The following is a 21721-nucleotide window of genomic DNA, read 5'->3' as shown; positions in this document are numbered from 1 at the left end:
GGGGGGTGGGGGGGCCGGGGGGGAACGCCGGGGCGAGCGGGCGGGGGGACGGCTCGGCGCGGGTGGCGGGGTCGTGCGAGGGGCGGGCCGGCTGCTCGGGGGTGAGGCGGGCGGCGGAGCCGGAGAGAGGGGGGCGGGCCGCGGGGTCGGCCGCGGTCGTCGTGGGGAGGCAGGTGGTGCAGGCCGAGAAGCCTTCCTCGCGTGCCTCCTCGTAGGTGAGCTCCTCGTGCTCACGCCCGGCGAGCTGGCGGCACCCGGGCAGGTGGAAACGCCTGCGGCCGGGGATGACCAGCACGATGGTGTCCGGGGACGGCCGGGCTCCGGCGGGCGGACGTGGCCCGCCGGGCGCGGTGAACGCCCGACTCGGGCCCTGCGCGGCCGTGGGGCGCGCCGTGGCGGGGTGGGCCGCCGCGGGCGGGTGCACGGGCCGGGTCAGGGTGGGGGATGCACCGCGAGCGGGAGCGGCCGCGGCGGCCATGGCGCCGGGCCTGGCCATCGCGCCACCGCCGACGCCGGCACCGACCGGAGGCATCGGCGGCGGCACCATGGCCGCCTTCGTGCCGCCGGAGGGGAACAGCTGGTGGCGTCGCAGCAGCGCCCCGATCATCAGGAAGACCGCGGACAGCACGCTGACCACGATCGACCACATGACCAGGACCGCTGTTCCGGTCACCACGCCCGCGACCAGGAGGCCGAAGGCGAGGACGACCAGAATGGCGCTGAGGTAGATCACGGAAAACTCCCAGTCACGGGTTGGCGGAAACCCTTGACCTTTACCTTAACGCCGGTCGTTGTGCGGCCCGTCGACACCCTGGAACGCACCGGAGTGCGGCGCGGGCTCGGGAGCGCCGAACGGGTTGTTCTGCCCGCCCGGGATCTGCTGCGGGCCACCGGGGGCGCCGGCGTGGGACATGGCGGGTGCGCCGCCCATCTGGCCGCCGACCACGGGGAACCCGCCGCTGCCCTCGGCCGCGACGTTCAGCTCGGCGAGCTGGTTCTCCAGGTACAGCTTCAGCCTGCTGCGGTACTCACGCTCGAAGCTGCGCAGCTCGTCGACCTTGCGCTCCAGCTCGTCACGGGTCTGCACGAGGGAGCCCATCGCCTGGCGGTGCCGCTCCTGGGCGTCGCGCTCCAGCGTCTCGGCGCGGCCGCGCGCGTCGCCGATGATCTGCTCGGCCTGGCGGCGGGCCTTGCCGAGGATCTCGTCGGCCTCGCGGCGGGCCCGGGTGACCGTCTCGTCGGCCTCGCGGCGCGCGTCGGCGATGGCCTGGTCGGCGGTCTGCTGGGCGAGCGCGAGCACACGGGCGGCGGTGTCCATGTTGTCCTCGGCGGGAGGCATCCCCATCCCGACCGGCACCGGCTCGGGCCTGATCGGCTCCTGCGGCTTCATGGGCTCCGGCTGCGGCATCATCATCTCGGGCTTGGGCTCGGCGACCGGCGCGGGTGCCATCGCCATGCCCATGCCACCGGGAACCTTGCCGCGCAGGCACTCCGTCAGCTTGGCACGCAGCTCCTCGTTCTCCTGGATGAGGCGGTCGAGCTCGGCCTCCACCTCGTCGAGGAAGGCGTCGACCTCTTCCTCGTCGTACCCCGGCCGCAGCCGGGTGGTACTGAATTGCTTGTTCCGCACATCAGCGGGCGTCAGCGGCATTTCGGTCTCCTTGGCGCGCTCGGAGTCTGTCCGGAGGACGGTACCCGATCTAACGAAGCGCGGACACAATGTTGATCATGACCAAGACCACAATGAACAGCACTGTGAAGCTTAGGTCAAAGGCCACCGTACCCAACCGGAGGGGCGGAATGAAACGGCGGAGGAACTTGAGAGGTGGATCGGTCGCCGTGTACGTGGCCTCCGCGAGCACCAGGACAGCCCCGGTGGGGCGCCAGGAGCGCGCGAACGCCTGCACCGTCTCAAAGATCATTCTGCCGATCAGCAGCACGAGGTAGATCGCCAGGAACCCGACGAGGATGTCACTAATGATCCCCACGGTCGCGCCCCGCCTCCCCACCGACGTACCTGCCTCGGTCCGGACGGGCCAGGTGTGGCCGTTCACTGTTCATGATGGAACTCTAGCTCTGGTTGAAGAACCCGCGTTCCGCGATTCGGGCCTTGTCCTCGGCGGTCACCTCGACATTGGCTGGGGACAACAGGAACACCTTGTTGGTAACACGTTCAATGCTGCCATGTAGGCCAAAGACCAGACCTGCCGCGAAATCAACCAGCCGCTTCGCGTCGCTGTCGACCATCTCTGTCAGATTCATGATGACAGGAGTGCCTTCGCGGAAGTGCTCCCCGATCGTCCGAGCCTCGTTGTACGTACGCGGGTGAAGCGTCGTGATCCTCGCCAGATCCGTCGTACGGCGCTCGACGACGGCCGCCCCTGACCGGGGGGCGGGCACCGGGCTCTCGACCTCCTCCGGGCCGTCCTGCGGCGCGCCGGGGCCGCGCTCGTCGCGGCGGCGGTCGGAGTAGTCGTCGGGGTAATCCTCGTCGTCGGCGTAGCCGACGTAGTCCGGGTAGCGGTCGTCCTCCACGAGACCGAGGTAGACCGCCATCTTGCGCATCGCGCCGGCCATCGCTCCGTCGTCCTCCTGCTCATGGTCGCCGCACCCAAGGCAACCTAAGGCACCGCTGTCGACCTCTGCTCGGATACATGGACATCAAGGTCCACTCGGGGGGACATTACCTGACGAAGGGCGTCCGGCGGCCGAGCAACGCCGTACCGACGCGCACATGTGTCGCGCCGTGTGCCACCGCTTCCGCCAGATCCCCGCTCATTCCCGCTGAAATCATCACCGCCCCGGGGTGCGCCCCGCGCAGGGCCTCCGCCACCTCGCGCAGCCGGGCGAAGGCCGGGGCGGGGTCGGCGCCGAGGGGTGCCACCGCCATGACGCCGCCGAGCTCAAGGCCCTCCTCCCCCGCGACGGCGTCCGCCAGCGCGGGCACGGCCTCCGGCGTCACGCCGCCGCGGCCGGGGTCGTCGTCCAGGGCCACCTGGACCAGGCACGTGACCCGCCGCCCGGCCGCGACGGCCGCCCGGCCGAGCGCGGCGGCGAGCCTCGGGCGGTCCACCGAGTGGATCACGTCGGCGTAGGACACCACCGAGCGGACCTTGTTGGTCTGGAGCTGCCCGATGAAGTGCCACCGCACCGGCAGGTCCGCGCACTCCCCCGCCTTGGCCGCGGCCTCCTGGTCGCGGTTCTCCCCGATGTCGCGCACCCCGAGCCCGCTGAGAAGACGCACGTCGGAGGCCGGGTACGTCTTGCTCACCGCGATCAGCGTCACCTCGTCACGCGCCCGCCCGGCGGCGGCGCACGCCTCGGCGATCCGCCGCTCCACCCGTGCCAGGCCCGCCGCGATCTCCTCGCGTCGCCCGGTGCTCACATTGGTCACGTGGGGCCCGCCCACTTCGTGATGTCGAGAACGCCCATAGCGGGCCCCAGCGTAACGGGACGCCCACGCGCCCTCCCGCCACGGGGTCACCCGCCGCGCCGGACTGGCCCGGCCCTCGGGGCGGCCGCGCATGAGCACCCGGCCCGGAGCGGCCCGTCACGCACAGGCGGGCACGGCCAGGGAACAGTCCGTCACACACAAGCGGCACGACACGGGAACATTCCGTCACGCACCAGCAGGCACGGCACGGGAACGGTCCGTCATGCAGAAGAGGAGCCCCCTGTGCCGGGGACTCCTCCATGGGTCGGCTCAGGAAGCCGGGGTCACTTCAGGAAGTCGGGGACGTCCAGTTCCTCTTCCTGATCTTCGAACACCACCTGGCGGCGCCGGTTGGGGTCGGTGACGCGGGAGTTGATGGGCGTGGGCGGCTCGGGGGTGGGCCGCGGGATGGTCAGCGGCGCCTGGTCGTCGTCGGTGTCGCGGGCCGCGGGGGCCTCGCGCACCGGGGCCGGGTCGGCGGCGGGCGCCGGGGCGGGCTGGGCCGGCGGCGCGGGCGTGGCGGACTGCTGGGCCGGGGCCGCCGACGGGAACGGGCGGACGGGGGCCGGGCGGGGAGGCTCGGCGCGCGGCGGCTCCGGCCGGGTCTCCGTGCGCGCGGGCTCGGGCCGCGGGGCGGCGAACGAGGACGGGCGGGGCTGCGGCGCCGCGGGCGCGGACGGCGCCGTGCCGCCCGGGGCCGTGCCGCCGGACCCCGCCGGGGAGGACGGGCGGGCGGCGGGCTGCGGCCGGGACAGCGGCTGCGGCGCCGACGGCTCGGCGGCGGGCTCGTCGAAGCCCGCGGCGATCACGGTGACGCGCACCTCGTCGCCGAGGGCGTCGTCGATGACCGTGCCGAAGATGATGTTGGCGTCGGAGGCGGCGGCGTTGGACACCAGCTGCGCCGCCTCGTTGATCTCGAACAGGCCGAGGTCGGAGCCGCCGGCGATGGACAGCAGCACGCCGTGCGCGCCGTCGATGCTGGCCTCGAGCAGCGGGCTGGACACCGCCATCTCGGCGGCGGCGACCGACCGGTCGTCCCCGCGGGCGTGCCCGATGCCCATCAGCGCCGACCCGGCGCCGGACATGACGGACTTCACGTCGGCGAAGTCCAGGTTGATCAGGCCGGGCGTGGTGATGAGGTCGGTGATGCCCTGCACACCGGACAGCAGCACCTGGTCGGCCGCCTTGAACGCGTCGAGCACGCTCACCTGGCGGTCGGAGATGGACAGCAGCCGGTCGTTCGGGATGACGATCAGGGTGTCGACCTCGTCGCGCAGCGTCTCGATGCCGGCCTCGGCCTGCATGGCCCGGCGCCGCCCCTCGAAGCTGAACGGCCGGGTCACCACACCTATGGTCAGCGCGCCGAGCGAACGCGCGATGTTGGCGACGACGGGCGCGCCGCCCGTGCCGGTGCCGCCGCCCTCGCCCGCGGTCACGAACACCATGTCGGCGCCCTTGATGACCTCTTCGATCTCCTCGCGGTGGTCCTCGGCGGCCTTGCGGCCGACCTCAGGGTTGGCCCCCGCCCCGAGGCCCCGGGTGAGCTCGCGACCCACGTCCAGTTTGACGTCGGCGTCACTCATCAGCAGCGCCTGGGCGTCGGTGTTGATGGCGATGAACTCGACGCCCTTGAGTCCCTCCTCGATCATCCGGTTCACGGCGTTCACTCCGCCGCCGCCGATGCCGACGACCTTGATGACCGCGAGGTAGTTCTGCGGTGCTGCCACGACGAGGGGCCTTTCCGCTCGTTTACTTGCATTACGTGAAGCCCGAAAGACGCCGGGCCTTATTGTTTAACTCTCACCCTCAAGTTGAGATTTAGAGTTATGTCAACCTGAGGAATGATACGGACAGTAGGGTTGCCCCTCCCCCAGGGTCAACTCACCGCGCCGCAAGCACGTCCGGCGTGTCCCTTTCGCTCCTGAGTGGCCAGGTGATCCGGTGAGCAGGCGGCCCCGCGCGGGGTGGCGGGACACGTCACTTCACCGTCACGACGTCCGGTGTGCTCACGTCATAGGCGTCACCGGGGCGTTGCAGCAGCGCGAGCGCGACACGCGCCTTGTCACGGGTGCGCCCGGCGTCGCCCCACATGATCGTACGGCCGTCGGCCAGCCGGAGGGAAACATCACGCCCCGTCGTGGCGCGCACTTCCTGCACGCGGCGCGACAGCTCCCAGGGCAGGCCGCGCACCACGGCCAGCGCCGCCATGGTGGCGGGGTCGTCGGCGCCGAACCTGCCGACCCGCAGCACGGGCAGCCCCACAGGGGTGGCCTCCCTGGTCTCGATCACCACCGCGTGGCGGTCCACCACGGCCGCCCCGCCGGGCACCGGCACCGCGGCCAGCGGCTCCCGCTCGTCGACCTTGATGCGCAACGTGCTCGGCCAGACCCGCTCGACGGCCGCCGCCTCCACCTGGCGCAGCGCCGCGACGCGCTGCCGCACCCCCTCGACGTCCACGGCCGCGAGCGGCTGGCGGGGCGGCACCGCCGCGGCCTGACGCACCGCCTCGGCGGACAGGTTGTGGTTGCCGGACACCGCGACCTGGCGCACGCCGAGCACCGGCGAGAAGAACACGAGCCACGCCGCGGCCGCCACCACCGCGCAGAACAGCAGGACGGCCAGGCCGGTGCGCCAGGGGGTGCTCACCGCGCGGCGAGCTCGGCGATGATGTGCGGGCCGAGCTCGGTCACGTCGCCCGCGCCCATGGTGAGCACCACGTCGCCCGGCCGGGCCCGCGCCGCCACCAGGGCGGGCACCGCGGTGCGGTCGGGCACGTAGACCACCTGGTCGGACGGCAGCCGCACCTTGCCCGCCACCAGCGCGCCCGAGACCCCCGGCTCGGGGTCCTCGCGGGCACCGTAGACGTCCAGCACGATGGCCTCGTCGGCGAGCCCGAGCGCGGCGCCGAAATCGTCGGCGAAGAACCGCGTGCGGGAGTACAGGTGGGGCTGGAAGACCGCGATGACCCGCCCCGCGGGCCCGGAGAACGTGGCCACGACGTCGCGCGCGGCCCGCAGGTCGGCGGCGAGCTCGGTGGGGTGGTGGGCGTAGCTGTCGAACACCGCCACCCCCGCGGCCTCGCCCTTGGACTCGAACCGCCGCTTGGCGCCGGTGAACTCCGCGAGCCCGTCGCGGAACTCGTCGAACGGCACCCCGAGCTCGATGGCCACCGCGAGCGCGGCCGTGGCGTTCAGCGCGTTGTGCCGCCCCGGCACGGCCAGGCGGACGTCCCCGTGGCCCTCGACGGTGAACTTCACCCCGAACCCGTCGGGCGCGATGCCGGTGACCCGCAGGTCGGCCCCCTCGGCCCGGCCGTAGGTGCGCACCCGCAGGCCGCGGGCCCGGGCGAGCGCGACCAGCGCCATCGCGCCGGGGTCGTCGGCGCACACCACCAGCACCGACGTGATCCGCTCCACGAACCGGGCGAAGCTGTCGTGCACGGCCTGGGGGTCGCCGTAGTTGTCCAGATGGTCGGCCTCGACGTTGGTCACCACCGCGATGCGCGGCGCCAGCATGAGGAACGACCCGTCGCTCTCGTCGGCCTCCGCCACGAACACCTCACCCGCGCCCTCGTCGGCGCCGAGGCCCGTGGTGACGAGCTGGCCGCCCACGCAGTACGACGGGTCGCGCCCGCACTTCTGCAGGGCCACGGTGAGCATCGAGGTGGTGGTGGTCTTGCCGTGCGTGCCCGCCACCGCGATGCCGGTGCGGCCCACCATCAGCGCGGCCAGCGCCGCCGCGCGCGGGATGACCCGCAGCCCCTGGCGCAGCGCCTCGCCGAGCTCGGGGTTGGAGTCGCGGATGGCGGTGGACACCACGACGGTGTCGACGTTCTTGATGTGGGAGGCCGCGTGGCCGACGTACACGGTGGCGCCGAGCTCGCGCAGCTCGGTGACCATGTGGGACGATCGGGCGTCGCTGCCGGACACCGCCACCCCGCGCTTGACCAGGATGCGGGCGATGCCCGACATGCCCGCACCGCCGATGCCGATGAAGTGCACCCGCCCGAGATCACGGGCCGCCACCGGCGCCACCAGTTTCACCAAGCTCATCGGCGGCCTCCGGCGACGACGCCCATGACCTCGTGGGCCAGCACCGTGTCGGCGTCCTTGCGGCCGATGCGCGACGCGGCCTCGGACATCGCGACGACCCGCTCGGGGTCGCGCAGCACCGGCAGCACCGAGCGCATGATCCACTCGGGCGTGAGGTCGGCGTTGTCCACCATCATGCCTCCCCCGGCCTGCACGATCGGCGCGGCGTTCAGCCGCTGCTCGCCGTTGCCGTGCGGCAACGGGACGTACGCCGCGGGCAGCCCGACGGCGGTCAGCTCGGCGCAGGTCATGGCGCCGCTGCGGCACAACACGAAGTCGGCCGCGGCGTACGCCAGGTCCATGCGGTCGACGTAGGGCAGCACGACGTACTGCGGGTCGCCCGGCGGCGGCTCCACCTCGATGGCGTTCTTCGGGCCGATCACGTGGATCACCTGCACGCCGGCCTGGCGCAGTGCGGGGGCGGCGGCCAGGGCGGCCTCGTTGATGGTCCTGGCGCCCTGCGAGCCGCCGAAGACGAGCAGCGTGGGCCGGTCGTTCTCCAGCCCGAAGTAGGACCTGGCCTTGTCGCCGGTGGACAGCCGGTCCAGGGCGACGATCTCCTGGCGCAGCGGGATGCCGACGTACTTCGCGCGCGGCAGAGGAGTCTCGGGGTGGCCGGTGTACACGTGGTCGGTGAGCCGGGCCCCGAGACGGTTGGCGAGGCCGGGACGGGGGTTGGCCTCGTGCACCACGATCGGCACACCGCGCCGCCGGGCGGCGAGGTAGCCGGGCGTGGCGACGTAGCCGCCGAACCCGACCAGGACGTCCGCCTGGACGCGGTCCATGACGCCGGCCGCCGCGTTGATCGCCCCGGCCAGCCGGCCGGGGACGGTGAGCAACTGCGGCGTGATCGCTCTCGGCAGGGGGACCGCCGGGACGAGCGCCAGTTCGTACCCCCGCGCGGGCACCAGCCTCGTCTCCAGCCCGCGCTCGGTGCCGAGGCAGGTGATCCCGATGCCCGGGTCCATCCTGCGCAGCGCGTCCGCGAGCGCCAGAGCGGGTTCGATATGGCCGGCCGTACCGCCGCCTGCGAGGACCACCCTCATGTCGGTCCTTTCACTCCACGTGCCTCGTTGTCGGGCCGGAGCCGCGGACGGCGGAAGCCCCCCGCCGGGCGACCCAGGCCAAGCCAGCTTAGAGCCCGCGCCGCGGGCCCGGGTCCCCGAGCGGCGAGCGCCTCCGCCGCGCCGGGCTCACGCTTGGCGAACGACAACAACATGCCGAGCGCCGCCAGCGTGGGCAACAGCGCCGAACCACCGTACGACACCAGCGGCAGCGGGATGCCGGTGATGGGCAACGCGCCGATGACCGCGCCGATGTTCACGATGGCCTGCCCGCAGATCCACGCCACGGCGGCCGAGGAGGTGAGCCGCACGAACGGGTCCTTCACCCGGGTGGCGACCCGCAGGCCCGCGTACCCGAGCAGCCCGAACAGCGCCACGACGAGCAGGGTGCCCATCAGGCCGAGCTCCTCGCCGATGATGGAGAAGATGAAGTCGCTCTCGGCGTGCGGCACCCAGCTCCACTTCTGCCGGCTGCTGCCGAGCCCGAGCCCGAACCACCCGCCCGAGCCCATCGCGATCTGCCCCTGCGCGGCCTGGTAGCCCGACCCCTGCGCGTTGCCCCACACGTCGAGCCAGCCCTGGATGCGGGCCGACCGGTACCCCTCCACGCTGATCATGATGACGGTGGCGAGGGACGCCACGGCGAGGATGCCGCCGAACAGCCGCAGCGGCGCGCCGACCACCCACAGCAAGGCCAGGAAGATCAGCATGAGCACGAGCGTGGTACCCAGGTCGCTGCCCAGCATGACCAGCACGGCCAGCAACGCCGTGCCCGGCATCAGGGGGATGAGAAGCTGCCGCCACTCGATGCGCCCGCCCTTGGCCCGGCGGGACAGCAGGTCGGCCCCCCAGATCACCAGCCCGAGCTTGGCGGGCTCGGACGGCTGGATCGTGAGCCCGCCGATGTAGATCCACCGCTGCGCGCCGAGCTCGGTCTCCCCGATGAAGATCACCAGAATGAGCCCGAGGATGGCGAGCACCATCAGCGGGTACCCGGCGAACCTGAAGAACCGCTGCGGCAGCCGCGAACACACCCACATGACGGGCAACCCGATCGCCACCGAGAACGACTGCTTGATGAACCAGGAGAACGGGCTACCGGTCTTCTGCAACGCCTCGATGCTCGACGCCGACAACACCATCATGAGGCCGAGCGCGAGCAGCAGCCCGCTGCACGCCAGGATCAGGTAGTACGAGGTGAGCGGCCGGTTCAGCAGCTCACCGAGCCCCGCGAGCCGTTCCCTGCGCCAGCGGGAGTCCCCGCCGCCGTCCACCGGGCCGCCAGGGGACGCCTCACCCCCCGGGCCCGCCGTCCTGGCGCCGCCCACCGTGCCCGAGGTCATCGCGGTCCGGCCAGGCGGGCCACGGCGGCGGCGAAGGCGTCGCCGCGGGCGCCGTAGTCGGCGAACATGTCCATGGAGGCGCCCGCCGGGGCGAGCAGCACGGTGTCCCCCGGTGAGGCGAGTTTCGCGGCCTCGGCGACGACGCGGTCCATGACCCCAGTGTCTTGCTCCGGCACCTCCACCACCGGAACATTCGCCGCGTGTCGCGCCAGAGCCTGGCGGATTCGCTCCCGGTCGGTCCCGATGAGCACGGCCCCGCGCAGCCGCCCGGCCGCGTGGCGCACCAGATCGTCCACCTCGGCCCCCTTGAGCAGCCCCCCGGCCACCCACACGACCGAGGTGTAGGACGCCAGCGAGGCGGCCGCCGCATGCGGGTTGGTCGCCTTGGAGTCGTCCACGTAGTCGACCTCCCCGACCCGCGCGACCAGCGCGATGCGATGAGGGTCGGGCACGTACTCCAGCAGCCCCCGCCGCACCGCCTCCGCCGGCACGCCGTACGCCCGGGCCAGCGCCGCCGCCGCCAAGGCGTTCGCCACGTTGTGCGGCGCGAACGGCCGCACGTCCGCCAGCGTCCCCAGCTCCTCGGCCCGCGTCACCGGGTCGTCGGTGAACGCCCGGTCCACCAGCAGATCCTCCACCACCCCGAGCATCCCCGGCCCGGGCACCCCGAGCGTGAACCCCACCACCCGCACACCCTCACCCGGCAGAGCCCCTCCGGCAGGCGTCGCCGCCTCGGCGGAGGCGGCGCCGGGTGGGGCGGGTGGCGCCGGGCGGGCCGCGGTAGCGGGCCCGACGGCGGCAGCGGGCGGTACGTGGGGGATCATCAGGTACGGAGCGGCCAGGCGGGAGGAGCGGTCGTCGTCGGCGTTGTACACGATCACGTCGGCATGTTCGAAGACGCGGCCCTTGGCGCGGGCGTACTCCTCCATGGAGCCGTGCCAGTCCAGGTGGTCGTCGGCGACGTTGAGGACGGCGGCGGCGCGCGGGGCCAGGGTGGACGACCAGTGGAGCTGGAAGCTGGACAGCTCCACGGCGAGCACGTCGTGCCGCTCCTCGACGGCCTCGACGACGGGGGTGCCGACGTTGCCGACGGCCACGGCGTCGCACCCGGCCGCGGTGAGCATGGCGGTGAGCATGCGCACCGCCGTGGTCTTGCCGTTGGTGCCGGTCAGCGCGAGCCACGGCGCGGCCCCGGGCGGCCTGCGGCGCCAGGCCAGCTCGACCTCGCCGATCACCTCGATGCCCTTGCCCGCCGCCTCGGCGAGCAGCGGGCTGTCCGGCCGCCACCCGGGCGAGGTGACCACCAGCCCGGTCCCCGGCGGCAATCCGCCGCCGAACCGCACCTCCACCCCGGCGGCCTCCAGATCGGCCGCGGCGGCCCGCTGCCGCGGCCCGTCCCCGGTCTCCACCACCGCGACCCGGTACCCGTCCCGCAGCAGCGCCCGCGCCGCGGCCGCCCCGGACACCCCGAGCCCCGCCACGCAGACCGTCCCCGCCCGCGCCGCGGCCTCCGCCGTGGTGACCGGCGCGACGGCCGCGCCCCCGTCCGGGACCGCGGTGCCATGGCCCCCGCCCGCGGGAGCCATGGCCCCGGCCGTCCTCGGGAGCGGACCGCCGTCGGCCCCTCCCCCGGGGGCCGTGGGGTCGTGGTGTGTCACGTCTTCGGCATCCATTCCACGTAGAACAGGCCCAGCCCGCCGGCGGCGCACAGGGCGGCGATCAGCCAGAAGCGGACCACGATGGTGGTCTCGGCCCAGCCGGCCAGTTCGAAGTGGTGCTGGAGGGGGGCCATGCGGAACACACGTCTGCCGGTCATCTTGAAGAAGCCGACCTGGATGATGACGGACGCGGTGATGACGACGCACAGGCCGGCCAGGATGAACAGCAGGAACTGGGTGCGGGTGGTGATCGCGAGGCCGGCGAGGACGCCGCCCAGGGCCAGGGAGCCGGTGTCGCCCATGAAGATCTTGGCGGGGGGTGCGTTCCACCACAGGAAGCCGAACAACGCCCCGAGGACGGCGGCGGCGACGACCGCCAGGTCCAGGGGGTCGCGTACCCAGTAGCAGTTGGGGCCGAGCTGGTTCAGGCAACTGTTGCGGAGCTGCCAGTTGCCGATGAGGACGTACGCGGCGAGGACCACACCGGTGGCGCCGCTGGCGAGGCCGTCGAGGCCGTCGGTGAGGTTCACCGCGTTGGAGAAGCCCACGATCATGATGAGCACCCAGATCGTGAAGATCACGATGCCGACCGAGGGGCCGAAGTCGCGCAGGAACGACAGCCGGGTCTCGGCGGGGGTGATGGAGTAGGAGTTCGGGAACCGCACCACCAGCACGGCGAACACCGCGCCCACGACGAGCTGCCCGAGGGCTTTGGCGCCGCTGCGCAGGCCGAGGCTGCGCTGCTTGTAGATCTTGATGAAGTCGTCGAGGAAGCCGACGGTGGCGAGCCCGGTCATCAGGAACAGCACCAGCACCGCCGAGGCGGTGGGCGGTGTCCAGGTGGCGAGGTGGGAGCAGGTGAACCCGATGAGCGCCGCGATGACGAGCACCGTGCCGCCCATGGTGGGCGTGCCGCGCTTCTCGTGGTGCCCCGAGGGGCCCTCCTCGCGGATGTTCTGGCCGTACCCGCGGCGGCTGAACAGGCGGATCGCCAGCGGGGTGCCGAGCATGGAGAGCACGAACGCCACGGCGGCGGCGACGAGGATGTCCCTCATCGGGCGTCACCACCGAGCAGGGCCCCGGCGACCCGTTCGAGGCCGGCGGCGCGCGGCCCCTTCACCAGCACGACGTCCCCGGGGCGCAGCACCCCGGCGAGCTCGGCGGCGGCGGTCTCGGCGTCCGGCACGTGCCGCAGGCCCCGCTGGTCCTTGGCGCCGGTCAGCACCGGGTCCGCGTCCTCGCCGACCACCCACAGCCCGGCGAGGCCGGACGAGGCGGCCAGCCGCCCCACGCCCTCGTTCAGCGTGTCGCTCTCGTCGCCGAGCTCGCGCAGCGCGGCGACAACCGCGAACGTGCGGCGTCCGCCCGCCAGGGCGCCGAGGGCGGCGAACGCGGCCCGCATGGAGTCGGGGTTGGCGTTGTAGGCGTCGTTCACCACGGTGACGCCGTCCGCCCGGTCGGTGACCTCCATGCGCCAGCGGCTGCGTGGCTCGGCCCGCGACAGCTCGGCGGCGAGGGCCGCCACCGGGATGCCGAGCTCGTAGGCCGCCGCCGCGGCGGCGAGGGCGTTGTCCACGGCGTGCGCGCCGTGCAGCCGCAAGCTGACCGGCGCCCGCCCCGAGGGCGTGACGAGGGTGAAGGACGCCCGCCCGCGCTCGTCAAGCCGCTCGTCCACGGCCCGCACGTGGGCGTCGTGGCCGCGGCCGAACCACCGCACCGCGGCGTCGGTGCGGTCCGCCATCTCGCGGACGTAGGGGTCGTCGGCGTTGAGCACGGCCGTGCCGTCCGCGGGCAGGGCCTCGACCAGCTCGCCCTTGGCCTTGGCGATGCGGTCGCGCCCGCCGAACACCCCGAGGTGGGCGGTGCCGACGTTGAGCACCACGCCGATCTTGGGCGGGGCGACGCGCGCCAGGTGGGCGATGTGGCCCTCCGAGCGGGCGCTGAGCTCCAGCACCAGGAAGCGGGTGTCCTCCCCGGCGCGCAGCACGGTGAGGGGGTGGCCGATCTCGTTGTTGTACGAGCCGACCGGGGCGACGGTCGGGCCGGCCAGCGCGGTGAGCCCCGCCAGGAGGTCCTTGGTGGTGGTCTTGCCGGCCGACCCGGTGACCCCGATGACGGTGGTGCGCGGCAGTTCGCCGAGTACGGCGGTGGCCAGGTCGCCGAGGGCGGCCACGGCGTCGCCCACGATGACGGCCGGCGCGTCCACCGGGCGGGTGGCGAGCACGGCGACCGCGCCGTCCTCGCAGGCCTTCGCGGCGAAGTCGTGGCCGTCGGCGCGGGCGCCCCGGATGGCGACGAACAGCGACCCGGGCTCGGCGGCCCGCGAGTCGATCAGCACGGGCCCGCGGACCACGGCGCCGGGATCAGCCATGCCCGTCAGGGCACCCGAGGTGATCTCGGCGATCCTTGCCAGCGGCAACGGGATCATTCGTCTATCCCTACTCTCCATACAAGCCGTTCGTGGGTGTGCGCGCGGACCGCCGGCCCCCCTGGCCCGGGCACGCGCCCCAGCCTGGCACAACGGGACGGGTCAGGTGTGCCCACGTCTGCCGATCGCCTCGGCGACCACGCGCCGGTCGTCGAACGGCAGCACTTCGCCGCCGACGTACTGGCCCTGCTCGTGCCCCTTGCCCGCGACCACGACGACGTCGCCGGGGCGGGCCCGCGCGATGGCCAGGTCGATGGCGGCGGCGCGGTCCGGCTCCATGATCACATGGGCCCGGTCGCCCTCGGGCACCCGCAGCACGCCGTCCATCATGGCGCGCAGGATCTGCAGCGGGTCCTCCGAGCGGGGATTGTCGCTGGTCAGCACGACGACGTCGGCCAGGCGGGCCGCGGCCTCACCCATCAGGGGGCGCTTGCCGCGGTCGCGGTCGCCGCCGCATCCGACCACGATGGTGAGGGAACCCTGGGTGACGCCGCGCAGCGCGCGCAGCACCGACTCCACGGCACCCGGTTTGTGGGAGTAGTCGACGATCGCCTGGTACCCCTGGCCGCCGGGCACGCGCTCCATGCGGCCGGGCACGCCGGTGACGGTGCCCATGGCGTGCACCGCGGTCTGCAGGGACAGCCCGGCCTCGACCAGGGTCACGATCGCGCCGAGGGTGTTGGCGACGTTGAACCGGCCGGGCAGCGCCACCGCGACGTCGGCCTCCACGCCGCCCGGGCCGATCACCCGGAAGGTGCTGCCGTCGGCGCCGGCACGCACGTCCTCGGCGTGCCAGTCGGCCTCGTGGGCGCCTTCGGCGGAGAACGTGGTGACCGGGACCTTGGCGATGCCGGTCAGCTCGCGGCCGTGCGGGTCGTCAAGGTTGACCACGCCCATGCGGGCGAGCTCGGGGGTGAACAGCCGCGCCTTGGTGCGGAAGTAGTCGTCGAGGTCGCGGTGGAAGTCCAGGTGGTCCTGGGACAGGTTGGTGAACATCGCGACGTCGTAGAACACGCCGTCCACCCGGCCGAGGGCCAGGGCGTGGCTGGAGACCTCCATGGCGGCCGCGGTGACGCCCTGCTCGCGCATGAACGCCAGCAGCGCCTGCAGGTCGGTGGCCTCCGGGGTGGTCAGGGCGGGCGGGTAGCCGAGGTCGCCCACGCGGATCTCCACGCCGCCGATCAGGCCGGGGCGGTGGCCCGCGGCGCGCAGCCCCGCCTCCAGCAGATAGGTGGTGGTGGTCTTGCCGCTGGTGCCGGTGACGCCGAGCAGCAGCAGGCCCTCGGCGGGCCTGCCGTACACCCAGGAGGCGACCCGGCCGAGCATGGCGCGCGGGTCGGGCACCACCAGCACGGGCACGCCGGTGGCGGACGCCGCCGCCCGGCCCGCCTCGTCGGTCAGGATCGCGGCGGCGCCGGCCGAGACGGCCTGCGCGGCGAACGACGCGCCGTGGACGGTGCTGCCGGGCACGGCGACGTACAGGTCGCCGCGGCAGACGCGGCGGGAGTCGATGGTGACCCCGGTGACCACTCCGAGCGGGGTGCCGCCCTTGGGCGCGCCGAGCAGGGCCGCCAGGCCGGAGAGCGGGCGGACGGGACTGCTCGCGGGACGCGGAGACGACTCGTGACGCACGGCGAGAGCGTACCCTCCCCCGTCACCGATCGGTGCCCATGCGCACCGACGGGGCCGTGGTGCCGGTGGGCGGGATCTTCCGGGTCTTCAGCGCGAACGTCATGACCTCCTTGAACACCGGGGCGGCGATCTCCCCGCCGAAGTGGCCGTTCTCCGGCGCCTGGAGGACGGCCAGGGCCACCAGGCGGGGCGCGTCGGCGGGGGTGAAGCCCACGAACGTCGCGGTGTACCCGCAGTACCCCCGGCAGCTCTCGTCGTAGCGCTGGGCGGTGCCGGTCTTGCCGGCCACCCGGTAGCCGTCGATCGCGGCGAGCGAGCCTGTGCCCTCCTCGGCGGCGACGGCCGCCTCCAGCATCGTCGCGATGTCCTTGGCGGTGCGGGTGCTGATCACCCGGGTCTGCTTGGGCGCGGGGGCCGGGACGAACTCGCCGTCCTCGCCGGTGGTGCCCGCCACGACGCGCGGGGGCACGCGCACCCCGCCGTTGGCGATGGTCTGGTAGACGCCGGCCATCTGCAGGGCCGTCACCGAGACGCCCTGGCCGAAGGCGATGGTGCAGCGCTGGCTGCCCGACCAGGTCTCGCGCTTCGGCAGCAGCCCGGCCTCCTCGCCGTACGCGCCCGAGCCGGTCCTGGCGCCGAAGCCGAACGACCGGAGCATCGTGTAGAGGCTCTGGTCGGTGACCCGCTCGGCGGCCATGATCGTGCCGACGTTGCTGGACTCGGCGATGATGCCGGTGAACGTCAGGCGCTCGGGGGGGTGGGGGTGGGCGTCGCCGAGAAGGCGGTCGGCGCACTGGTACTTGTCGCGCACCTCGAACACCGTCTCCGGGCGCACCACCCCGGCCTGCAGCGCGGCGGCGGCCGTGATGACCTTGCCGGTGCTGCCGGGCTCGAACACCTCCGAGACGGCGCGGTTGGCCCAGCCGGCGGGCGGGAGCGAACGCCAGGCGCGCAGGTCCACCTCGGGGGCGTTGGCCATGGCGAGCACCTGGCCGGTGCGCACGTCCATCACGATCACGCTGCCGCTGCGGGCGCCGGTCGCCCGCACCTGCCGGGCGATGGCCTGCTGGGCGGCCCACTGGATGTCGCGGTCGATGGTCAGGCGCACGCCCTTGCCCGCGACGGGCTCCTGGCGGGTGCTGCGGGTCATGGGGATGCGCTGGCCGGTGCCGCCGATCTCGATGGTCTGGCGGCCGTCCTTGCCGGCGAGAGAGGCGTCGTAGGTGTGCTCGACGCCGGTCAGGCCGCCGCCGTCGTCGCCCACGAAGCCGATGAGGCCGCCGGCGAGGTCGCCGCCGGGGTAGAGGCGCTGGAAGTGCGGCGCGGAGGCCACACCGTCGATGTCCAGGTCCATGACGCGGCTCGCGATGCCGAGCGGGACGTCGCGGGCGAGAAGGGTGTAGCGGGTGCCCGTCTTGGCGAGCTTGTCCGCGATGCCCTCCTTGGGGACGCCGAGCACGCCGGCGATCCTGCCGGCCACCTCGTCGCGCTTGTCCGGCGGGATCTTGGCCGGGTCCGCGGAGATCTGGCGGGCCTCCACGGTGACCGCCATCTCGTGCCCGTTCACGTCGGTGATCGGGCCCCGGCGCGCCGGGAGCTTCTCCTCGCGCACCCGCAGCGACGCCGCCTTGGCCGCGAACACCTTGGAGTCCAGCCCCTGGAGCTGCACCAGCCGCCCCGCGAACAGCGAGAGCACGACGGCCATCCCCGCGAGCCCGATGTTGATCCGCCGCGCCGGATTCCCCAGCCGCAACGGCACCGAAGGCCGCGGCGGCCGAGGCGGCCTCCGCGGCGGCCCACCCCGGGGCGGCCCGTCCCCGTACCGCGCCCCGTCCGGGTACCGCCGCCCGTTCCCCTGCCCGTCCCTGTCAGGATGCCGGCGACCGTTCCCCTGCCCGTCCCCGTACCGCGCCCCGTCGGGATGCCGGCGACCGTTCCCCTGTCCGTCCCGGGGCACACGCCGCGGCTCCGGGCCGCCCCGCGCGCCCCGGACGGCGGATCCGTCTCCTCTGGCGCGCCCGTCCCCTGGGCCACGACGCGGCGGGACACCGTCCGCCCCGCCCCCGTCCGCCCCGGGAGCACGACGCGGTACGCCGTTCGCCCCATCACCGGCCGCCCCGGGAGCACGACGGGGTACGCCGTTCGCCCCGTCACCGGCCGCCCCGGAGCCACGGCGAGGCGCGCCCTCCGCCCCCTTGGGGCCAGGGGCGCGGCGCGGCGCGGGATCGGGCTCGTCCGGCCCCATGGAGGAAGGGGCGCGGCGCGGTGACGGCGGCACGCCGCCACCCGCGCCCGCCGGACCGGGGTCCCGGCGCGACGGGGAAGCCCCGTCCGCGCCGTTCCCTGACCCGCCGGACCGGGGACGCCGAAGACCGCCCTGGTCGCCGTGACCACCGGCCCCACCGTCAGCACCACCGGAACCACCCCGGCCACCGCCGGAGCCACCGGAACCACCCCGGCCACCGCCAGAGGCACCGGAACCACCCCGGCCACCGCCGGAGGCACCGGAACCATTCCGGCCACCGCCGGAGCCACCATGACCGTCCAGGCCGCCGTCAGCACGCCTGGAACCGCCCCGGCCACCGCCGGAACCGCCGGAACCGCCGGAACCGTCACGGCCGTCCGGGCCGCCACCAGGGCCACGACCGCCATGATCGCCCCGGCCGCCGGCAGAGCCACCGCGGCCGCCCATGCCACCAGAGCCACCGCGGCCGCCCATGCCACCGGAACCGCCGCGGCCGCCGCCAGAGCCCGCAGGACCGCCACGGCCGCCTGGGCCGCCGGGACCAGGGGTGCCCGGGCCGCCGCGTCCGCCGCGGGGCGGGCGGGCGCCGCCTTCTCTCACCTGGGCGCGCCCTCCGTCGCCTCACCCTCGGGCGGGGTGCCGAGCGGGGTCTGGTCCAGGCCGGCGGGGCGGCCGGAGCCGCCCTCCAGGTCGAGGAACTCGGGGGCGCTCGGGTCGGGCTTGAAGGTCGGGTTGGCCGCGCGGTCGCCGAGCACGCCGGGCTGCGACTTCAGCAGCAGGTCCTTCTTGCGGTCCTGCGCCTGGTCGTACAGCGCCTTGTTGCGCGCCCGCAGGTCGTACATCAGGAACGAGTCGCGGGCCAGCACCGTGTTGAGCAGCAGCAGGGTCACGAGGCCGCCGCCGAGCAACCCGAGCACGAGCAGCACGAACGGCGTGCGCGGCGCGCCACGCCGCCGCCCACCGGTCCGCCCGGCCCCGGGCGCGCGGGACGGCGCCTTGTCGCCCGTCTCACGCCGCGGGGGACGCGTCCCCTCCCGGCGCGGCCCGCGCACCGGCCCCGGCGCCACCCGCAGGTTCCGCACGGCACGCCCGTCGTCCTCGCCCGGCTCGGCGAGAAGGTCGAACGGCACGGCACGGCCGTCCTCCCGCACGCCGCCGTCCCGCCGCAGAGCACGCCCGGCCTGCGGCGGGACCCGCCCGCCGTCCCGGCCCAAGGCCCGCTCGCCGGACGTCGCGGTACGCCCGTCCCGGCTCCCCGCACGCCCTGCGGACGCCCCGGCGCGGCCCTCCAGGCCCGCCGCCCGCTCAGCGGACGTCGCGGTACGGCCGTCACGGCCCGCCGTACGCCCGGCCGAAGCCCCGGCGCGGCCCTCCACACCCGCCGCCCGCTCAGCGGACGTCGCGGTACGGCCGTCCCGGCCCGCCGCGCGACCGGCGGACGCCGCGGTACGGCCGTCCCGGACCGCGGTCCGCTCGCCGGGGGTCCCGGTGCGGTCGTCGCGGTCCTGGGCCGGCTCCGCCGGGGTGCCTGGGCGGCCGTCCCGGTCCAGTGGGCGGCTGCCCCCCGGCCGTGGGCGCGGGGTGCGGCGGAGGGGGCGGTAAGGGGCGGTGGTCGTGCCGCCGATGGTGTCCCTGGTGTCGTCGTCGATGCTCATTCCGGCTCCCGGATTCTCTCCGCCGCCCGCAGCCTGGCCGAGGCGGCGCGCGGGTTGCGTGCCAGTTCCTCGTCGTCGGGGAGCTCGGCTCCCCTTGTGACCAGGCGGAATCTCGGCTGGTGGGACGGCAGCGGGACAGGCAGCCCGGGAGGGCCGGTGTCCCTGGTTCTCGCGGTGAGGACTCGCTTGGCGAGGCGGTCCTCCAGTGAGTGGTAGGCGAGCACGACCACGCGCCCCCCGACCACGAGTGCGTCGAGGGCCGCGGGCAGCGCCCGCTCGAAGGCGGTCAGCTCCCCGTTCACCTCGATGCGTAATGCCTGGAACGTTCTCTTCGCGGGGTTCCCGCCGGTGCGGCGGGTGGCCGCGGGGATCGCCGCGCGGACGATCTCGGCGAGGCGCTTGGTGGACGTGACACGGTCCGCCTCGCGCTCGCGCACGATGAGCCGCGCGACGCGGGCCGCGAACCGCTCCTCGCCGTAGTCGCGGAGGATCCTGGTCAACTCCCCCTCGGAGTAGGTGTTGACCACGATGTCGGCCGTGAGCTCCTGGCCGGGGTCCATCCGCATGTCGAGCGGCGCGTCGTAGGAGTAGGCGAACCCGCGCTCGGCCTCGTCGAGCTGGGGTGAGGACACCCCGAGGTCGAACAGCACGCCGTGCACCCGCTCCCGGCCGGCCTCGGCCAGCACCGCGGGCAGCTCGTCGGAGACCGCCTTCACGAGGGTGGTGCGCCCGGCGTACGGGGCGAGGCGCGCCGCGGAGCGCTCGATCGCGACCGGGTCGCGGTCGATGCCGATGAGGTGGAGCTCCGGATGGGCCGCGAGCAGCGCCTCGGCGTGCCCGCCGAGGCCGAGGTTGGCGTCCACGAGCACGGGAGCGGGGACGGCGAGCGCGGGGGCGAACAGCTCCAGGACACGCCGGAGCATCACCGGGACGTGTCCGCCCGGCTCGGCATGATTATTGACATGCATGGTCGTACCCCCTTTTCGCCGCCTTAGGAAGTGTCCTCTACGCCCCGGGACACTCCTCGCTCGCGGATGCGCGGCTTGCACACGCCGACACGCCGGTGGGCCCTTGCCCCACCCCGGTGGACGTCTCGCCCGGCCAGGTCCCCATCCGCGTCCCCTCTGCGACACCGCGCCACCTGACACCGGGGAAGGTGCATCAGCTGGCCGCGGCGCGGCGGAGCCGGGACGTGCCCGGCACCGCGGGAGCGGGTGGAGACCTCGCCGAACGACGTCTGGACCGACGAGTCGACCACTTGTCATAGGACCCCTGGCAGCACCTCCTCCGACAGATCGGAGAAGGCCTGCTCCTGGTCGGCCAGGTAGGTGTCCCAGGCCGAGGCGTCCCAGATCTCCAGCCGCGTGTTGGCGCCGATGACGACGCAGTCGCGGCGGAGGCCCGCGTATTCACGCAGGCCCTGGGGAATGGTGATGCGTCCCTGTTTGTCGGGGGTCTCGTCAGAGGCGCTGGCGAACAGGACGCGGCTGTAATCACGGACCGCCTTGGCGGTCACGGGCGCCGTGCGCAGCGCCTCGGTGATGCGCTGGAACTCCTCAACGGGAAACACGTAGAGGCAGCGCTCCTGGCCCTTGGTGATCACAAGACCCTCCGCCAGCTCCTCACGGTACTTCGCCGGCAGGAACAGTCGTCCTTTCTCGTCCAGCCGCGGTTGATGGGTACCGAGGAACACCGGCCCCACCTCCCGTGCCGCATGGAACGGCTGACGCTGTCACCTCAGCCCCTCCACTGCGCACCACCATACTCCACTTCTCCCCACCGTCAACTGATTCATTCGGTGTTCGCGTTCGGTTTCTCGCGCGTTTTCCCAGTTCAAGGGGGGTGGAGCAAAGTGGAGCGCGTGGGGGGCGGCACGGCCGCACCGGCGTGTCGCGGGGCTTTTCCCGACCCGGGACACGCGACAGGGGATACGGAATGCGGCCATTGGGGCCCGGTGGATCTCCCCGGTGGGGGAAAGTGGAGCGGGCGGACCGTGAGCGGAGCCCGCCCCGCGGCGCTAATGTCACGGGATTCGGACACCGGTGGGACAAGACCGCGATCAGCCAGAAGAACACTGAGGGCTGTTCATCCGCAATGTCATGGAAAGTCGCCGCGGAACCCACCGCACCGTAGTGTCGGTAGACACAATGGAGAAGGAATCACAAAACCCCC

General features: G+C 73.8%; 17 protein-coding genes and 1 pseudogene. All 18 read right to left on the bottom strand.

Features of this window, described 5'->3' with window-relative positions:
* A pseudogene (locus tag ABGB17_RS26245) lies at positions 1–733 on the bottom strand (hypothetical protein); the annotation flags it as partial.
* A gap of 45 nt (positions 734–778) precedes the next feature.
* Positions 779–1651, bottom strand: coding sequence for a DivIVA domain-containing protein (locus ABGB17_RS26240; protein WP_347634095.1), 873 nt, complete (start codon positions 1649–1651; stop codon positions 779–781).
* 49 nt (positions 1652–1700) lie between these two features.
* Complete coding sequence (locus ABGB17_RS26235; protein ID WP_347634106.1) at positions 1701–1988, bottom strand: YggT family protein; 288 nt, start codon at positions 1986–1988, stop codon at positions 1701–1703.
* A gap of 82 nt (positions 1989–2070) precedes the next feature.
* Complete coding sequence (locus tag ABGB17_RS26230) at positions 2071–2577, bottom strand: cell division protein SepF (protein WP_347634093.1); 507 nt, start codon at positions 2575–2577, stop codon at positions 2071–2073.
* A gap of 106 nt (positions 2578–2683) precedes the next feature.
* Entirely contained in the window at positions 2684–3385 is a 702-nt protein-coding gene (locus tag ABGB17_RS26225) for a YggS family pyridoxal phosphate-dependent enzyme (protein ID WP_347634091.1), read from the bottom strand.
* A 332-nt stretch (positions 3386–3717) separates the two neighbouring features.
* Positions 3718–5160 carry a cell division protein FtsZ gene (gene ftsZ / locus ABGB17_RS26220; RefSeq protein ID WP_347634089.1) on the bottom strand — a complete coding sequence of 481 codons (1443 nt, stop codon included), beginning with the start codon at positions 5158–5160 and terminating at the stop codon, positions 3718–3720.
* Positions 5161–5410: 250 nt separating this feature from the next.
* On the bottom strand, positions 5411–6079 hold the full coding sequence (locus ABGB17_RS26215; RefSeq protein ID WP_347634087.1) for an FtsQ-type POTRA domain-containing protein: 669 nt from the start codon (positions 6077–6079) through the stop codon (positions 5411–5413).
* Complete coding sequence (murC, locus tag ABGB17_RS26210; protein WP_347634085.1) at positions 6076–7485, bottom strand: UDP-N-acetylmuramate--L-alanine ligase; 1410 nt, start codon at positions 7483–7485, stop codon at positions 6076–6078. Before murC ends, ABGB17_RS26215 begins: the two co-directional genes overlap by 4 nt.
* Positions 7482–8570 (bottom strand): undecaprenyldiphospho-muramoylpentapeptide beta-N-acetylglucosaminyltransferase, encoded by a 1089-nt coding sequence (murG, locus tag ABGB17_RS26205; RefSeq protein ID WP_347634083.1) that lies wholly within the window; start codon positions 8568–8570, stop codon positions 7482–7484. The genes murC and murG overlap by 4 nt, the downstream gene beginning before the upstream one ends.
* Positions 8567–9931 carry a putative lipid II flippase FtsW gene (ftsW, locus tag ABGB17_RS26200; protein WP_347634081.1) on the bottom strand — a complete coding sequence of 455 codons (1365 nt, stop codon included), beginning with the start codon at positions 9929–9931 and terminating at the stop codon, positions 8567–8569. Before ftsW ends, murG begins: the two co-directional genes overlap by 4 nt.
* Complete coding sequence (murD, locus tag ABGB17_RS26195) at positions 9928–11517, bottom strand: UDP-N-acetylmuramoyl-L-alanine--D-glutamate ligase (protein WP_347634079.1); 1590 nt, start codon at positions 11515–11517, stop codon at positions 9928–9930. The genes ftsW and murD overlap by 4 nt, the downstream gene beginning before the upstream one ends.
* A gap of 68 nt (positions 11518–11585) precedes the next feature.
* A complete protein-coding gene (gene mraY / locus ABGB17_RS26190) occupies positions 11586–12644 on the bottom strand; it encodes a phospho-N-acetylmuramoyl-pentapeptide-transferase (protein WP_347634077.1) in 1059 nt (352 codons plus the stop codon).
* Positions 12641–14017 carry a UDP-N-acetylmuramoyl-tripeptide--D-alanyl-D-alanine ligase gene (gene murF, locus ABGB17_RS26185; protein ID WP_347634075.1) on the bottom strand — a complete coding sequence of 459 codons (1377 nt, stop codon included), beginning with the start codon at positions 14015–14017 and terminating at the stop codon, positions 12641–12643. The genes mraY and murF overlap by 4 nt, the downstream gene beginning before the upstream one ends.
* Positions 14018–14119: 102 nt before the next feature.
* On the bottom strand, positions 14120–15592 hold the full coding sequence (locus ABGB17_RS26180) for a UDP-N-acetylmuramoyl-L-alanyl-D-glutamate--2,6-diaminopimelate ligase (protein ID WP_347634104.1): 1473 nt from the start codon (positions 15590–15592) through the stop codon (positions 14120–14122).
* Positions 15593–15671: 79 nt separating this feature from the next.
* On the bottom strand, positions 15672–17354 hold the full coding sequence (locus ABGB17_RS26175) for a penicillin-binding protein 2 (RefSeq protein ID WP_347634073.1): 1683 nt from the start codon (positions 17352–17354) through the stop codon (positions 15672–15674).
* Between the two features lie 1136 nt (positions 17355–18490).
* Positions 18491–19549: a hypothetical protein gene (locus tag ABGB17_RS26170; protein WP_347634071.1), complete on the bottom strand. Its 1059-nt coding sequence runs from the start codon at positions 19547–19549 to the stop codon at positions 18491–18493.
* Positions 19546–20517, bottom strand: coding sequence for a 16S rRNA (cytosine(1402)-N(4))-methyltransferase RsmH (gene rsmH / locus ABGB17_RS26165; protein WP_347634069.1), 972 nt, complete (start codon positions 20515–20517; stop codon positions 19546–19548). Before rsmH ends, ABGB17_RS26170 begins: the two co-directional genes overlap by 4 nt.
* A 293-nt stretch (positions 20518–20810) precedes the next feature.
* Complete coding sequence (mraZ, locus tag ABGB17_RS26160; protein WP_347634067.1) at positions 20811–21242, bottom strand: division/cell wall cluster transcriptional repressor MraZ; 432 nt, start codon at positions 21240–21242, stop codon at positions 20811–20813.
* Positions 21243–21721: the final 479 nt, after the last annotated feature.

Origin of the sequence: Sphaerisporangium sp. B11E5 (assembly GCF_039871875.1) — a bacterium.
Lineage (GTDB): Bacteria > Actinomycetota > Actinomycetes > Streptosporangiales > Streptosporangiaceae > Sphaerisporangium.
This window is presented reverse-complemented; position numbering and strand designations above follow the sequence as displayed.

Coding starts and splice junctions, on each gene's coding strand:
- ABGB17_RS26240 (WP_347634095.1), bottom strand. CDS start 1,651: ATGCCGCTGACGCCCGCTGATGTGCGGAACAAGCAATTCAGTACCACC.
- ABGB17_RS26230 (WP_347634093.1), bottom strand. CDS start 2,577: ATGGCCGGCGCGATGCGCAAGATGGCGGTCTACCTCGGTCTCGTGGAG.
- murC (WP_347634085.1), bottom strand. CDS start 7,485: ATGAGCTTGGTGAAACTGGTGGCGCCGGTGGCGGCCCGTGATCTCGGG.
- murG (WP_347634083.1), bottom strand. CDS start 8,570: ATGAGGGTGGTCCTCGCAGGCGGCGGTACGGCCGGCCATATCGAACCC.
- ftsW (WP_347634081.1), bottom strand. CDS start 9,931: ATGACCTCGGGCACGGTGGGCGGCGCCAGGACGGCGGGCCCGGGGGGT.
- murD (WP_347634079.1), bottom strand. CDS start 11,517: ATGGCTCCCGCGGGCGGGGGCCATGGCACCGCGGTCCCGGACGGGGGC.
- mraY (WP_347634077.1), bottom strand. CDS start 12,644: ATGAGGGACATCCTCGTCGCCGCCGCCGTGGCGTTCGTGCTCTCCATG.
- murF (WP_347634075.1), bottom strand. CDS start 14,017: ATGATCCCGTTGCCGCTGGCAAGGATCGCCGAGATCACCTCGGGTGCC.
- ABGB17_RS26175 (WP_347634073.1), bottom strand. CDS start 17,354: ATGGCCGTCGTGCTCTCGCTGTTCGCGGGGCGGCTGGTGCAGCTCCAG.
- ABGB17_RS26170 (WP_347634071.1), bottom strand. CDS start 19,549: ATGAGCATCGACGACGACACCAGGGACACCATCGGCGGCACGACCACC.
- rsmH (WP_347634069.1), bottom strand. CDS start 20,517: ATGCATGTCAATAATCATGCCGAGCCGGGCGGACACGTCCCGGTGATG.